At 61.0% G+C, this 15,092-nt stretch carries 14 protein-coding genes; 10 read left to right on the forward strand and 4 right to left on the reverse strand.

Annotated features, from left to right (window positions below; all coding sequences use genetic code 11):
- Positions 1-52 precede the first annotated feature (52 nt).
- The 10 genes from HU742_RS13195 (at position 53) to HU742_RS13240 (ending at position 11,538) form a co-directional block, all read left to right on the forward strand.
- The gene (locus HU742_RS13195; protein ID WP_186642767.1) at positions 53-424 is read left to right on the forward strand and encodes a response regulator; all 372 of its coding nucleotides are present in this window, start codon (positions 53-55) and stop codon (positions 422-424) included.
- Between the two features lie 74 nt (positions 425-498).
- Positions 499-1,791 carry a glycosyltransferase gene (locus tag HU742_RS13200; protein WP_186642768.1) on the forward strand — a complete coding sequence of 431 codons (1,293 nt, stop codon included), beginning with the start codon at positions 499-501 and terminating at the stop codon, positions 1,789-1,791.
- Positions 1,792-1,884: 93 nt separating this feature from the next.
- Positions 1,885-2,790: an AraC family transcriptional regulator gene (locus HU742_RS13205; protein ID WP_186610243.1), complete on the forward strand. Its 906-nt coding sequence runs from the start codon at positions 1,885-1,887 to the stop codon at positions 2,788-2,790.
- Between the two features lie 305 nt (positions 2,791-3,095).
- Entirely contained in the window at positions 3,096-4,406 is a 1,311-nt protein-coding gene (locus HU742_RS13210) for an ABC transporter substrate-binding protein (protein ID WP_186632688.1), read from the forward strand.
- A 78-nt stretch (positions 4,407-4,484) separates the two neighbouring features.
- Positions 4,485-5,417 carry a carbohydrate ABC transporter permease gene (locus tag HU742_RS13215; protein WP_186632692.1) on the forward strand — a complete coding sequence of 311 codons (933 nt, stop codon included), beginning with the start codon at positions 4,485-4,487 and terminating at the stop codon, positions 5,415-5,417.
- 10 nt (positions 5,418-5,427) lie between these two features.
- On the forward strand, positions 5,428-6,258 hold the full coding sequence (locus HU742_RS13220) for a carbohydrate ABC transporter permease (protein ID WP_186610240.1): 831 nt from the start codon (positions 5,428-5,430) through the stop codon (positions 6,256-6,258).
- A 39-nt stretch (positions 6,259-6,297) separates the two neighbouring features.
- Complete coding sequence (locus tag HU742_RS13225; protein ID WP_186632695.1) at positions 6,298-7,401, forward strand: ABC transporter ATP-binding protein; 1,104 nt, start codon at positions 6,298-6,300, stop codon at positions 7,399-7,401.
- A 16-nt stretch (positions 7,402-7,417) separates the two neighbouring features.
- The gene (locus tag HU742_RS13230; RefSeq protein WP_186642769.1) at positions 7,418-8,899 is read left to right on the forward strand and encodes a mannitol dehydrogenase family protein; all 1,482 of its coding nucleotides are present in this window, start codon (positions 7,418-7,420) and stop codon (positions 8,897-8,899) included.
- A 200-nt stretch (positions 8,900-9,099) separates the two neighbouring features.
- Entirely contained in the window at positions 9,100-10,587 is a 1,488-nt protein-coding gene (gene xylB / locus HU742_RS13235; protein ID WP_186642770.1) for a xylulokinase, read from the forward strand.
- A 12-nt stretch (positions 10,588-10,599) separates the two neighbouring features.
- Positions 10,600-11,538 carry a carbohydrate kinase family protein gene (locus HU742_RS13240; RefSeq protein WP_186632704.1) on the forward strand — a complete coding sequence of 313 codons (939 nt, stop codon included), beginning with the start codon at positions 10,600-10,602 and terminating at the stop codon, positions 11,536-11,538.
- 73 nt (positions 11,539-11,611) lie between these two features.
- On the opposite strand, the gene HU742_RS13245 is transcribed toward HU742_RS13240, so the two are convergent.
- From HU742_RS13245 to HU742_RS13260, 4 genes are all read right to left on the reverse strand, one after another.
- Positions 11,612-11,905: a DUF1652 domain-containing protein gene (locus HU742_RS13245; protein WP_186632707.1), complete on the reverse strand. Its 294-nt coding sequence runs from the start codon at positions 11,903-11,905 to the stop codon at positions 11,612-11,614.
- A 383-nt stretch (positions 11,906-12,288) separates the two neighbouring features.
- A complete protein-coding gene (gene ilvA / locus HU742_RS13250) occupies positions 12,289-13,293 on the reverse strand; it encodes a threonine ammonia-lyase, biosynthetic (protein WP_186642771.1) in 1,005 nt (334 codons plus the stop codon).
- A gap of 224 nt (positions 13,294-13,517) precedes the next feature.
- Positions 13,518-14,666, reverse strand: a complete 1,149-nt coding sequence (locus HU742_RS13255) for a PQQ-dependent sugar dehydrogenase (RefSeq protein ID WP_186642772.1) — start codon at positions 14,664-14,666, stop codon at positions 13,518-13,520.
- A gap of 35 nt (positions 14,667-14,701) precedes the next feature.
- A complete protein-coding gene (locus HU742_RS13260) occupies positions 14,702-15,043 on the reverse strand; it encodes a hypothetical protein (protein WP_186642773.1) in 342 nt (113 codons plus the stop codon).
- Between the last annotated feature and the right edge of the window lie 49 nt (positions 15,044-15,092).

Consider the following 15,092-nt stretch of genomic DNA (forward strand, 5'->3'; position numbering starts at 1 on the left):
TACGGCTACTTTTGCCGCGGCCCTACCGATTCCATCTTTCGAGAAGTCTATTATGTCCGTCCCCGCTCCTGACACCCCCTCCACCATCTTGGTAGTCGAAGACGACGACATCGTGCGCATGTTGATTGTCGATGTACTGGAAGAGCTGGAGTACAAGGTGCTGGAGGCGGATGGCTGCGAACAGGCATTGGCTTTTCTGCGCAACGACACACAGTCCATCGCCCTGATGATGACGGACGTCGGCCTGCCGGTCATGGACGGTCGTGAATTGGCGAAACAGGCCCGCATCCTACGCCCCGAGCTACCGATCCTGTTCGCCAGCGGTTACGCCGAGAGCATCGATGTGCCTGAAGGCATGTCGGTGATCGGCAAGCCCTTCTCCATTGACCAGTTGCGCGACAAGGTCAAAAGCATTCTTTCTTGAGCCTGGGCCCGTTCTTGGTCACTATCGGCGCCCCGCGCGCCGACTGCGCCTGATCGCACCAAGGAATGCCCGTCATGTCTCACCCCATCGCCACCAAGGTCCTGGTTATCGGCTATGTCTGGCCCGAGCCACGCTCATCGGCGGCCGGCGGGCATGTCATGCAGCTACTGGAAGCGTTTCTCGACGAAGGCTGGGAGATTACCTTCAGCAGCCCGGCCAAGCCCGGCGAAAACCGCGCCGACCTGCTCGCCTTGGGCATACGCGAAGTGCCGATCGAGCTCAATAACAGCAGCTTTGATACCTTCATAACCGAGTGTGCGCCGGACATCGTCCTGTTCGACCAGTTCATGATGGAAGAACAGTTCGGCTGGAGGGTCGAAAAACACTGCCCCGACGCCCTGCGTGTCTTGGAAACGTCCGACCTGCAAAGCCTGCGTCACGCCCGGCATCAACGCCTGAAGGATCGCTTGAAGGCCGACGAGTCGTCCCAGGATTTCAGCGACCTTTTCGCTCCGGCGCTGCGCGAGGAATTCGAGCTGATGGCCGACACCGACCTGGCCAAGCGGGAAATCGCCGCCCTGTACCGTTGCGACCTGAACCTGATGGTGTCTGAGGTCGAGATCGAACTGCTGGTGGAACACTTCAAGGTGCCCCGCGAATTGTTGCTCTGGTGCCCATTGATGCTGGATCTGCCCGACAAACCCGGCGCGCCCTTCGAAGACCGGGCGCATTTTCTCAGCATTGGCAACTTCCGTCATGCACCGAACTGGGACGCCGTGCTCTGGATGAAGAATGCCGTCTGGCCACTGATTCGCCAGCGAATGCCCGGCGCGCAACTGCATCTCTATGGCGCCTACACCCCGCCCAAGGCGGCGGCGCTGCATAATCCGGCGCAGGGATTCCACATCATGAACTGGGCGGAAGATGCCTTGCAGGTCATGTCGGCGGCACGCATCTGCCTGGCGCCATTGCGTTTCGGCGCAGGCATCAAGGGCAAACTGATCGAAGCCATGCTGTGCGGAACGCCCAGCGTCACCACCCCCATTGGCGCCGAGGCCATGCACGGCGGCATGCCTTGGCCCGGGGCAATTGCGCAGAGTGCTGAAGACATCGCCGATGCCGCGGTGCAGTTGTACAGCGACTCGACGCGTTGGGCCGCTGCCCAGGATGCGGGGCTGGCTTTGCTCGCGGAGCGTTTTCGCAGAAAGGTCCACGGCCCGGCGTTGATTGACAGCATCAAGGCCTGCCGCGCCGATCTTGTGCGGCGACGCCGGGACAACTTCACCGGCAGCATGCTCCGTCATCATCAACACAAGAGCACCCAGTACATGGCCCAGTGGATCGAGGAAAAAAATCGCAGCAGTTGATGGCCGGCGGCTTCAAGCAACCGGCGACGGGGCTGGAACCTGCCGGGCTTAGGGGGCATTATCAGCGGCGATAACAACAAAAGCGCCAGGCACATGACCCGAACAGCGAGAGTCACCGACCCCTCCTACGAGTTGATGGACGACCACAACGGGCTGTCCATCATCTATCGCCAGCACGGTTTCCCCTGCCCGCTGGTGCGCTGGCATTTCCACAAGGAATACGAGCTGCACCTGATCGTCGCCAGTTCGGGCAAGGTCTTCATCGGCGACTACATCGGCAATTTTTCCCCGCAGTCCCTGTTCCTCACCGGCCCCAATCTGCCCCATAACTGGATCAGCCAGGTGGCCGAGGACGAAGTGGTGCCCAAGCGCGACATGCTGGTGAACTTCACCGATGAGCTGTTCGAAAGCGGCAATCAGGTGTTTGCCGAGCTGAAGACCCTCGCCCCGCTGCTCGAACGCGCCCAACACGGCATCGAGTTTCGTTGCAAGCGCACCATCCGCCAGGCCATGACCTTGATGCAACGCATCGCCGACGCCCACGGCATGAGCCGACTGGGCTATTTTTTCATCCTGATGGAGTTGCTGGCGGCCTGCGATGATTACCAATTGCTGTCCGGCGCCACCACTCCACAAGCGGCGGACGAACACAGCATCGACCGCACCAACCGCGCGGTGGATTACATCTTCGCCCACTACGCCCGGGAATTGCCCCTGGAAGAAGTCGCCGAGCACCTGGGCATGAAACCCACCTATTTCAGCCGCGTCTTCAAGCAAGCCACCGGCCGTTGCTTCATCGAATTCGTCAATCGACTGCGCATCAGCAAATCCTGCGAACTGCTGGCCGACGGTGACAAACCGGTGACCGATGTGTGTTTCGAGTCGGGCTTCAACAATATTTCCAACTTCAACCGACGCTTCCAGCAACTCAAGGGCATGACCCCCTCACACTACCGGCGGCTGGCGGTGCAGCGGCTGACCGAGCAGAACCAGGGTTGACCTGTGGCGAGGGGATTTATCCCCGCTGGGCTGCGCAGCAGCCCCATATATGTCTGCTACTGGTTTGTATCAGACAGGACTCGGGGGCCGCTTCGCGCCCCAGCGGGGATAAATCCCCTCGCCACAAATGAATTCCCCGCCAGAAATTTTCTTCAGTGCAAAAAAGTATCAGTAAAAGTGCGACGGATGATTTGTCACGCCGTCCATAGAGGGCTGTAATCAGCGCACATTCTTCCCCTCATCCGGAAGACACAAAAACAATAACTGTCCTTCTGCAGCCCGTGGGCGCGGAAAAGGAGTGCGCGATGAAACCTTCGGTAAAAGCTCTGCTTGTCTCCACCTGCATGACCCTCAGCAGCGTCAGTTTCGGCGCGCAAACCCTCACCATTGCCACCGTCAACAACAGCGACATGATCCGCATGCAAAAGCTCTCGAAAACCTTCGAGGCCGAGCACCCGGACATCACGCTGAACTGGGTGGTGCTTGAAGAAAACGTGCTGCGTCAACGCCTGACCACCGACATCGCCACCCAAGGCGGGCAGTTCGACGTGCTGACCATCGGCATGTACGAAGCTGCACTCTGGGGCGCCAAGGGCTGGCTGGAACCGATGAAGGATTTGCCGGCCTCCTACGACCTGGAAGACGTTTTCCCTTCGGTGCGCGATGGATTGTCGGTCAAGGGTTCGCTGTACGCCCTGCCGTTCTACGCTGAAAGCTCGATCACCTATTACCGCACCGACCTGTTCAAGAACGCCGGGCTGACCATGCCCGAACACCCAACCTGGACCCAGATCGGTGAGTTCGCAGGAAAGCTCACCGACAAATCCAAGGAACAATATGGCCTTTGCCTGCGGGGCAAAGCCGGTTGGGGCGAGAACATGGCGCTCATTACCACCCTGGCCAACGGTTATGGCGCGCGCTGGTTCGATGAGAAGTGGCAGCCCGAATTCAATGGCCCCGAGTGGAAAGACGCGCTGAACTTCTACGTCGACAACATGAAGAAATCCGGCCCGCCGGGCGCTTCCAGCAACGGTTTCAATGAAAACCTGGCGCTGTTCAACAGCGGCAAATGCGCGATCTGGGTCGATGCCAGCGTCGCCGGTTCGTTCGTCACCGACAAGACCCAGAGCAAGGTTGCCGACAACGTTGGATTCACCTTCGCCCCCCACGAAAAAACCGACAAGGGCAGCTCGTGGATGTACTCCTGGTCGCTGGCCATCCCGACCAGCTCCAAAGCCAAGGAAGCGGCCAAGGTCTTTACCACTTGGGCGACGTCCAAGGAGTACGGCCAATTGGTCGCCAAGACCGACGGCATCGCCAACGTACCGCCAGGAACCCGCGCCTCGACCTACAGCGACGAGTACATGAAGGCCGCGCCGTTTGCCAAGGTGACGCTGGAGTCGTTGAAGGTCGCCGATCCGAAGGCGCCAACGCTCAAGCCCGTGCCCTACATCGGCATTCAGTTGGTGACCATTCCCGAATTCCAAGCCATCGGCACCCAGGTAGGCAAGTTTTTCTCGGGCGCACTGACCGGGCAGCAGACCGTGGACCAGGCGTTGACCGCAGCGCAGTCCACCACCGAGCGGGAAATGAAGCGCGCCGGGTATCCCAAATAAAAAGCTTGTAGACATCCATTTGTGGCGAGAGAGCTTGCTCCCTCGCCACAGGGAATGCGTGCATAACGAGTGATCGACATGAATACCTCGACAACGACAGTCAAAGCCCCCCTCGAAATAGCCCCGCCGGCACGCAAGGCCCGTGTGGCAAACCCCGGCTGGTTCCTGGTCAGCCCTTCGGTCGCCTTGTTGCTGCTGTGGATGATCGTGCCGCTGGGCATGACCGTCTACTTCTCGATGATCCGCTACAACCTGCTCTACCCCGGCGAAAACCAATTCGTCGGGCTGGAGAACTTCACTTACTTCCTGACCGACTCGGGCTTCATGCCCGGCGCCACCAACACCCTGCTGCTGGTGGGCAGCGTGTTGTTGATCAGTATCGTGCTGGGTGTGTTGATCAGCGCGCTGCTGGAAGCCAGCGAGTTTTTCGGCCGTGGGATCGTGCGGGTATTGCTGATCTCGCCGTTCTTTATCATGCCGACCGTGGGCGCGTTGATCTGGAAGAACCTGATTTTCCACCCGGTCTCCGGAATCCTCGCCTCGGTCTGGAAACTGTTCGGCGCGCAGCCGGTGGACTGGCTGGCGCATTACCCGCTGCTGTCGATCATCATCATCGTGTCGTGGCAATGGCTGCCCTTCGCGATCCTGATCCTGATGACCGCCATGCAGTCCCTCGACCAGGAACAGAAGGAAGCCGCCCGCCTGGACGGTGCCGGCCCGATCGCGATCTTCTGGCACCTGACCCTGCCGCACCTGGCGCGTCCTATCGCCGTGGTGCTGATGATCGAGACGATTTTCCTGCTGTCGGTGTTCGCCGAGATCTTCACCACCACCAACGGTGGCCCCGGCTACGCATCGACCAACCTCGCCTACCTGATCTACAACCAGGCGTTGGTGCAGTTCGACGTCGGCATGGCGTCGGCCGGTGGTTTGATCGCCGTGGTGATCGCCAACATCGCCGCCATCATCCTCGTGCGGATGATCGGCAAAAACCTCACCGACAAAAACTGAGGCCGTCGCCATGACTCTTCAACAATCCCGTCGCCTGCAGAGCCTGCTGCTGGGCACGCTGGCCTGGGCCATCGCGATCCTGATCTTCTTTCCGATCTTCTGGATGGTGCTGACCAGCTTCAAGACCGAAATCGATGCGTTTGCCACGCCGCCGCAATTCATCTTCATGCCGACGCTGGAGAACTACCTGCACATCAACGAGCGCAGCAACTACTTCAGCTTCGCCTGGAACTCGGTGGTGATTTCCTTCAGCGCCACTGCCCTTTGCCTGTTGATCGCGGTGCCGGCGGCCTACTCCATGGCGTTCTACGAAACCCAGCGCACCAAGGGCACGCTGCTGTGGATGCTCTCCACCAAAATGCTGCCACCGGTGGGCGTGCTGATGCCGATCTATTTGCTGGCCAAGAGCTTTGGCCTGCTGGACACGCGCATTGCGCTGATCATCATCTACACGCTGATCAACCTGCCGATCGTGGTCTGGATGATTTACACCTACTTCAAGGACATTCCCCGCGACATCCTCGAAGCCGCGCGCCTGGATGGCGCCACGCTCTGGCAGGAGATGGTCCGCGTGCTGCTGCCGATCGCCAAGGGCGGCCTGGCGTCCACCGTGCTGTTGTCGCTGATTCTGTGCTGGAACGAGGCGTTCTGGTCACTGAACCTCACCTCATCCAAAGCCGCGCCGCTGACAGCGCTGATTGCCTCTTACTCCAGTCCGGAAGGTTTGTTCTGGGCCAAATTGTCGGCCGTCTCGACCCTGGCCTGCGCGCCGATCCTGATCTTCGGCTGGATCAGCCAGAAACAGCTGGTGCGCGGTTTGTCCTTCGGCGCGGTGAAGTAACGCGCCCTACACAGTCATCAGAAGCGGAGGCCCATCATCATGGCCAACCTGAAAATCAAGAATCTGCAAAAAGGCTTCGAAGGCTTCTCCATCATCAAGGGCATCGACCTTGAAGTGAACGACCGCGAGTTCGTGGTCTTTGTCGGCCCGTCCGGCTGTGGCAAATCCACCTTGCTGCGCCTGATTGCCGGCCTCGAAGAAGTCAGCGACGGCACCATCGAACTGGACGGCCGGGACATCACCGAAGTCAGCCCGGCCAAGCGCGACCTGGCGATGGTGTTCCAGACCTATGCCCTGTACCCGCACATGAGCGTGCGCAAGAACATGTCCTTCGCGCTGGACCTGGCCGGCGTGCCCAAGGCCGAGGTCGAGAAGAAGGTCAACGAAGCGGCGCGCATCCTCGAACTGGGGCCGATGCTGGAGCGCAAGCCCAAGCAATTGTCCGGCGGCCAGCGCCAACGCGTGGCGATTGGCCGAGCCATCGTGCGCAACCCGAAAATTTTTCTGTTCGACGAACCGCTGTCCAACCTCGACGCCGCCCTGCGCGTGCAAATGCGCCTGGAACTGGCCCGCCTGCACAAAGAGCTGCAGGCGACGATGATCTACGTGACCCACGACCAGGTTGAAGCCATGACCCTGGCCGACAAAGTGGTGGTGCTCAACGGCGGACGCATCGAGCAGGTCGGCTCGCCGCTGGACCTGTATCACCAGCCAGCCAACCTCTTCGTGGCCGGGTTCCTCGGCACGCCAAAAATGGGTTTCCTCAAGGGCAAGGTCACCGCACTGGACGGCCGGGGTTGCGAAGTCCTGCTGGACGCCGGGACGCGGATCAGCCTGCCGTTGAGTGGTGCCAACCTGAGCGTTGGCGGCGCAGTAACTTTGGGCATTCGCCCGGAACACCTGAACCTGGCGCAACCGGGCGATTGCACGCTGCGAGTCACCGCCGATGTCAGCGAGCGGCTGGGCAGCGACACCTTCTGCCACGTCGTCACCGCGTCCGGCGAAGCCTTGACGATGCGAGTGCGCGGCGACTTGGCGAGCCGCTTTGGCGAGCAACTGGATCTGCACCTGGACGCCGAACACTGCCATTTATTCGATGCCGAAGGCGTAGCGGTCACCCGCGCGCTACGCGCTGCCGCCTGATTGCCGAGATTTTGTGATGAAACTCAACCGACAGAACCTGCACAACCTCAAGCCCGAGGTCGCCCTGCCCGCCTATAACCTGAGCGACCGTCGCCAGGGCATCGCCCACATCGGCGTCGGCGGTTTCCACCGTGCGCACCAGGCCTATTACACCGATGCGCTGATGAACACCGGCGAAGGCCTTGACTGGGCTATTTGTGGCGTGGGCCTGCGGGCCGAAGACCGCCGCGCCCGGGACGACCTGGCCGGCCAGGATTACCTGTTCACCCTCTACGAACTGGGCGACACCGATGACACCGAAGTGCGCGTGATCGGCGCAATCGCCGACATGCTGCTGGCCGAAGACGGTGCACGTGCGCTGATCGACAAACTGGCCGACCCGCAGATCCGCATTGTCTCGTTGACCATCACCGAGGGCGGTTACTGCATCGACGACAGCAACGGCGAGTTCATGGCCCACCTGCCGCAGATCCAGCACGACCTGGCCCATCCGAACCAGCCGACCACGGTGTTCGGCTTCCTCTGCGCGGCCCTGGCCAAGCGCCGCGCCTTGGGGACGCCGGCGTTCACGCTGATGTCCTGCGACAACCTGCCCCACAACGGCGCGGTTACCCGCAAGGCGCTGCTGGCCTTCGCCGCCCTGCGTGACCCTGAGCTGGGACGGTGGATCGACCAGAACGTAAGCTTCCCCAACGCCATGGTTGATCGGATCACGCCGATGACCAGCAGCGCCCATCGTTTGCAGCTGCATGACGAACATGGCATCGATGACGCCTGGCCGGTGGTCTGCGAACCCTTTGTGCAGTGGGTGCTGGAAGACAAATTCGTCAGCGGTCGCCCGGCCTGGGAGAAGGTCGGGGTGCAGTTCACCGATGACGTTTCGCCCTATGAAGAGATGAAGATCAAGCTGCTCAACGGTAGCCACCTCGCCTTGACCTACCTGGGATTTCTCAAGGGCTATCGCTTCGTCCATGAAACCATGAACGACCCGCTGTTCGTGCGCTACATGCGCGCCTACATGGACCTGGATGTGACACCGCAACTGGCGCCGGTACCGGGCATCGACCTGGACGAATACAAGAATACCCTGGTGGAGCGCTTCTCCAACCAAGCCATCGCCGACCAGTTGGAGCGGGTCTGTTCGGACGGCTCCTCGAAGTTTCCGAAATTCACCGTGCCGACCATCAACCGCTTGATCGCCGACGGCGCCGAAACCCGCCGCGCCGCGCTGGTGGTGGCGGCCTGGGCGGTGTATCTGAAGGGCGTGGACGAGAACGGCGTGAGCTATTCGATTCCCGACCCACGAGCGGCGTTCTGCCAGGCGCTGGTCGCCGACGACGTGCTGGTGACCCAGCGGGTGCTGCAAGTTGAAGAAATTTTTGGCACGGCGATTCCCCGTTCGCCTGAATTCGTGGCAGCCTTCGAATGGTGCTGCAACAGCTTGCGCGAGCATGGGGTGACGCGAACACTTGAGCGAATCCTCGCTGACGCGGACTGACTCGACGCAGTCCGCCTTTTGTGGCGAGGGGATTTATCCCCGCAGGGGCGCGAAGCGGCCCCCAACGTACTGTCTGATACACCGCAGTAGCAGATGCACCTGGGGGCCGCTTCGCGCCCCTGCGGGGATAAATCCCCTCGCCACAGGTAATTCCCTCGCCACGCAGGTTTTGTGTTTTGTTCTTTGATCCGAGGATTTCCATGGCAAACCAACAACTGTTCCTGGGCATCGATTGCGGCACCCAAGGCACCAAGGCGCTGATCCTCGATGCGATCAGCGGCCAGGTACTCGGCCAGGGCGCCGCAGCCCACAGCATGATCAGCGGCGCCAACGGCCGTCGCGAACAAGACACCCAGCAATGGCTCGACGCGTTCACCCAGGCCACTCGGCAGGCATTGTCGGCCGCCGGCGTGGATGGCCAGGCGATCCTCGGCATCGGCGTATCCGGCCAGCAACACGGCTTGGTCCTACTTGACGACCAGGGCCAGGTCCTGCGCCCGGCCAAGCTGTGGTGCGACACCGAGACGACCGCGGAAAACGATCGACTCCTGGCGCACCTCGGCGGTGAAAGTGGCTCCCTGGAGCGTCTCGGCGTGGTGATCGCTCCGGGATATACGGTTTCCAAATTGCTTTGGACCCAAGAACAGCACCCGCAAGTTTTCGAGCGGATCGCCAGCGTCCTGCTGCCCCACGACTTTCTCAATTACTGGCTGACCGGCCGCCATTGCAGCGAATATGGCGATGCCTCGGGCACCGGCTATTTCAACGTGCGCAGCCGCCAATGGGACACGGAGCTGCTGCGACATATCGACCCCAGCGGAGGCCTGCAGTCGGCCTTGCCGGAATTGATCGAGGCCCATCAGCCGGTCGGCAGGATCCTGCCGCAGATTGCCGCACACCTTGGCTTGAACCCCGAGGCCGTGGTGGCCAGCGGTGGCGGAGACAATATGATGGGCGCGATCGGCACGGGCAATATCCAGCCCGGCGTGATCACCATGAGCCTCGGCTCCTCCGGCACGGTGTATGCCTATGCGGCGGAGCCCGTGGTCAGCCCGCAGGCGTCGGTGGCAACTTTCTGTTCTTCCAGCGGCGGCTGGCTACCGCTGATCTGCACCATGAACCTGACCAACGCCACCGGGGCGCTGCGTGAGCTGCTGGACTTGGACATCGACACGTTCAATACCTTGGTCACCCAAGCGCCAATCGGTGCCGAAGGCGCCTGCATGCTGCCGTTCCTCAACGGCGAACGAGTCCCCGCCCTGCCGAACGCCACCGGCAGTCTGCTGGGCCTGACAACCACCAACCTGACCCGGGCCAATCTGTGCCGCGCCGTGGTCGAAGGCACGACCTTCGGCCTGCGGTACGGCCTTGACCTACTCAGGGCCAATGGACTCGAGGCGCAGAGCATTCGCCTGATCGGCGGCGGTTCGAAGAGCCCGGTCTGGCGGCAGATCGTCGCCGACATCATGGACACCACGGTCATCTGCACCGAACAGAGCGAAGCGGCTGCCCTGGGCGGGGCGATCCAGGCGGCCTGGTGCCATGGCGGCGCGCAAGAACAGTTGGCTGAACTGTGCCAGCGTTGCGTCAAGCTCGACCCGGCCAGCGAAACCCGGCCCGTCGCCGAACAGGTCGCGGCGTCCCAACAAGCTTATGAACTTTATCGGCAACACGTCGCAACCCTTTGAGAGCAGGCAACTATGTATCTGGTGTGTGGTGAAGCGCTGTTTGATCTGTTCAGCGCAAACGAAGCGGGAGCTCCGGCGTCCCAAGTGAATTTCAAGGCAATTGCCGGCGGCTCGCCGTTCAACGTGGCGGTAGGGTTACGCCGCCTGGGTGTTGAATCGGCGTTGTTTGCCGGGCTGTCCACGGACTACCTCGGCCAACGCTTGCGACAGGTATTGACCGACGAAGGCGTCAGCACGCAATTCACCCATGACTTCGACGCCCCCACTACCCTGGCGATGGTCGCCGTAGGGGCCAACGGCTCGCCGCACTACAGCTTTCGCGGTGAGGGTTGCGCGGATCGGCAGTTGAGCATGGCGCATCTGCCGACGCTGAGCCCGCAGGTGCGTGGCTTGCATGTCGGCTCATTTTCCCTGGTGGTGCAGCCAGTCGCCGACACGCTGCTGGCGCTGGTGCAACGCGAAAGCGGCAAGCGCCTGATCAGCCTGGACCCGAATGTACGGCTCAATCCGCAACCGGACATCGAGTTGTGGCGTTCGCGAATCGCCACGTTGGTGCAGTATGCCGACCTGATCAAAGTCAGTGATGAAGACCTTGGCCTGCTCTACCCCGACCGAGACCCGCATGAAGTGATCAGCGGTTGGCTGGAACATCGTTGCCAACTGGCATTTCTGACCCGTGGCGGTGACGGCGCGACGGTGTTCAGCCGTCATCATGGCATCTGGTCGCTTGCTGCCTGTCCGGTCAAGATCGCCGATACCGTAGGCGCGGGCGATACATTCCAGGCGGCACTGATCGCCTGGCTGACTGAGCAGCAGTTGGATTGTGTGGAGGGCTTGAATTCGCTGACCGCGAAACAGATCAGCCAGATGCTCGATTTCGCCATGCGCGCCGCTGCGCTGACCTGCGGCAAAACCGGCCCCGACCTGCCTTACCGGCGGCAACTGGACTAGCAACCAGCAAAAGCTGCACGCCGGGTTCGAACGATGTCGGACCCGGTCGTCAGGCTGGTAGGACGAGGAGTGATTAGCGGCCGCTCATCCGATGTTGCTGATGGAAATAGTTACCTGACGCGTGATTTGCAGAAGCGCGCCCGTGGTCTAGCTCGGTGCGCAGTTCGGCGATCAGATCATTGATGGCGCGGCAGCCGGTGAGCTTGGTGGCATCGATGTCGGTCTTGACCAGTGCTACACGATCGGTTTCATGGTCGTCGTAAATCTTCACCGTCATCGACAAATCCTGTGACAAGGTGCATTGCGAGCGTTTCGGCAGCAGGCTGCTTTCAATGATGTTTCGCATTTCGAGGGCAGATAAAAACATGGCAACTCTCTCCTGTTGAGGCAGCCAACTTATGTTCACGACGGCGGTATTTTCGTCCGATTGTTCCCTTCGGACTGGACTTCAAATGCCTTACCGTTCGTTCATTTTGGCGTTTTCTGGTGTTGGAGCCCATTCAATCGGACTCGGGTATCAACCCGCAAAAAACATGCCTGTACCTGGGTACATCCAGCCTGTTACAAATCAATCACTTAGCGAGAAAATCAAGCGAAACGGTCATGCAGAATGCAAGGAAGCGGTGTTTCTCTCATGCAAACTGCAATTACCCGTTCGGCTTGCCAAGCTCAGAGTAGCCACTATTTCGACTTCATGGGCGGGCATCCGTCGGTTGCTCAAAAAAACTGGGACGCGCCGGGCAATCTCTATCAGACGGCCACGGCCGCGCGTTCAGCGACGTGGCGCAAGCTGTCGAAGTTGATATTGGCGCCCGAGTCGATGGCCACCAGCGTCTGGCCTTGCGCGCCGCTGTCAGTCACGTACTGCTTGATACCCGCCACCGCCAAGGCGCCCGATGGCTCGGTGATCGAGCGCGTGTCGTCGTAGATGTCCCGGATCGCCGCGCAGAGCTGGTCGTTGGTGACGGTTATCACTTCATCGACACAGAATCGGCAGATATCGAAGCCATGGGCACCGATCTGTGCCACGGCCACGCCATCGGCAAAGGTGCCCACGCTGGGCAGCGTCACGCGTTCACCAGCAGCCAACGCCGCTTTAAGGCAGGCGGAGTGTTCGGACTCGACGCCGATGATGCGTATTTCCGGGCGCAGGTATTTGACGTACGCCGCGATTCCGGCGATCAGCCCGCCGCCGCCGACCGGAACGAAAATGGCGTCCAGCGGACCTGGATGCTCGCGCAGGATCTCCATCGCGACCGTCCCCTGCCCAGCGATGACTTGCGGGTCGTCAAACGGCGAGACGAACTCTCGTCCGGTTTCCTGGGCCAGCTTCAAGGCGAATTCCAGAGCGAACGGAAAACTCTCACCGTGCAACAACGCCTCGGCACCCCGGCTGCGCACGCCCAGTACCTTGAGCTGCGGCGTGGTGCTGGGCATGACAATGCAAGCGGAAATTCCCAACTCCCGAGCAGCCAGCGCTACGCCTTGGGCATGATTACCTGCCGAAGCCGTGATCACGCCACGGCTGCGTTGCTCCGGGGTCAGTTGTGCCAATTTGTTGTAGGCGCCGCGAATCTTGAAGGAAAAGGTCGGCTGCAAGTCCTCGCGCTTGAGCAGGATCCGGTTTCCCAGGGCCTGCGACAGCGCTGGAGCCGCTTGCAACGGCGTGGCCACCGCCAGTTCATACACCGGCGCGGCCAGAATCTTCTTGACGTAGTGCTCCAGCAGGGCTTGCTCGGCGCGGGTCGGGGTCATGGCGGTCTCCTGGTTCGAATGAAGCCCTGGAGACAGAAAGAAAAAACCCGCCTCTAGGGCGGGTTGGGTGCAGCCGTCAGCTAGCCCGCCAAATAAGGAATGGCGGTAATAATGCTTGGCTGGCTGCGCAGTACGGTGGAATTCATGGCTGGACGTTAGCCGCGCGCGCAGGGCAAGTCAATGGAAATCCCGGCCCGGCTACCCGAACCTCATTGGATTCACCGTCATTTAAGCCCGACCTTGTACAACGCACCGTCGCCCTCATCCGTCAGCACATACAGGAAGCCATCCGGGCCCTGGCGAACGTCACGGATTCGTTCGCCAAGATCACCCAGCAAGCGTTCCTCATGGACGACCTTGTCGCCTTCGAACTCCAGACGGATCAAGTCCTTGGAAACCAGCCCGCCGATAAAGACGTTACGTTGCCAAGCCTTGAATCGGTCGCTGTCATAGAACGCCATCCCGCTGAGACCTGGCGACAGCTGCCAGACGTGGTGCGGGCCCTCGGTGCCTTCGGCAGTCTTGCCCTGGGCTTCGGGAATTGGCGCGCCGGAGTAATTGTCGCCATGGGTCGCCAGGGGCCAGCCATAGTTCTTGCCACGTTCGATGATATTCAACTCATCGCCGCCCTTGGGCCCGTGCTCGTTCTCCCACAGCGTACCGTGCCAAGGGTTCAACGCCGCGCCCTGGGGATTGCGAATGCCGTAGGACCAGATTTCGGGCCGGACATTTTTCTGGCCAACGAAAGGATTGTCGTCCGGCACCTTGCCGTCGGGGTAGATACGCACGATCTTGCCTTGCAGCTTGTCCAGGTCCTGGGCGGTCGGGCGGTCGTTGTTTTCCCCCAGGGTGATGAACAGGTAGCCGTCCCGGTCGAACACCAGGCGCGAGCCGAAATGGTTGCCCGTGGAAAGCTTGGGTTGCTGGCGGAAGATCACATTGAAGTCTTCCAGACTCTTGAAGTCTTCGGACAATTGCCCGCGCCCGACGGCGGTGCCGGCCTTGCCGTCCTTACCCGCCTCGGCATAGGAAAGGTAAACCGTGCGGTCCCGCTTGAAGTCCGGCGACAGCACAACGTCCAGCAAGCCGCCCTGGCTCCGAGCCCAAACATCCGGCACGCCGCTCAGCGGTGCTGAAAGCTTGCCGTCCGGGCTGACCCGCCGCAGGTTGCCCGATCGCTCCGTCACCAGCATTCCCTGCTGATCCGGCAGGAACGCCACGGACCAGGGGTGCTCGAGTCCGCGGGTCACCGTTGTCACTTCGACCGTGCCCTCCTCGCTTTTCATTTGCTGGGGCTGCGCGGCAGAGACCGGCGTGGCAAGGATTAGAACAGCGCTGGCGCAAAAGGCCGCCAGGAGTGTTTTACGGATCATGCACACTTCCTTCTGTGGTATGAAAAAAGACCGATCTAGCGATTCCCGTTATTGCTGTTTCTGGGCGGCGTGGGCGCCTCGATCGTCGGCCGCGCAGAACCCGATGGCTGCCCGGAGCGCGGGTAGCCGTTACCGATGCCGCCGTTTTCCAGGGTCGGTGGCCGGGGAACGGGCACGGTCGGGTTGTTGCCAATGCCCGGCACGTTGGGCTGGGTGCCCTGCATGCTGTTGGGATTGGCCCGGCGTGTCGGGCTGTTATAGGGATTGTTATTGCCCGGCAGATTCTGCGCCACGATCACCGAGCCCTGGTCGAAGGACGTGGCCTGGGCAGTAGCCGTCAGCAATAGCGCAATGGTGGCAATCATCAGCCTGTTCATTGGAATACCTCTTGGATTCAGGCATATCGAAAACACGCTACGCCGCAGG

This window comes from Pseudomonas marvdashtae (genome assembly GCF_014268655.2).
In the GTDB taxonomy this organism is placed as follows: Bacteria; Pseudomonadota; Gammaproteobacteria; order Pseudomonadales; family Pseudomonadaceae; genus Aquipseudomonas; species Aquipseudomonas marvdashtae.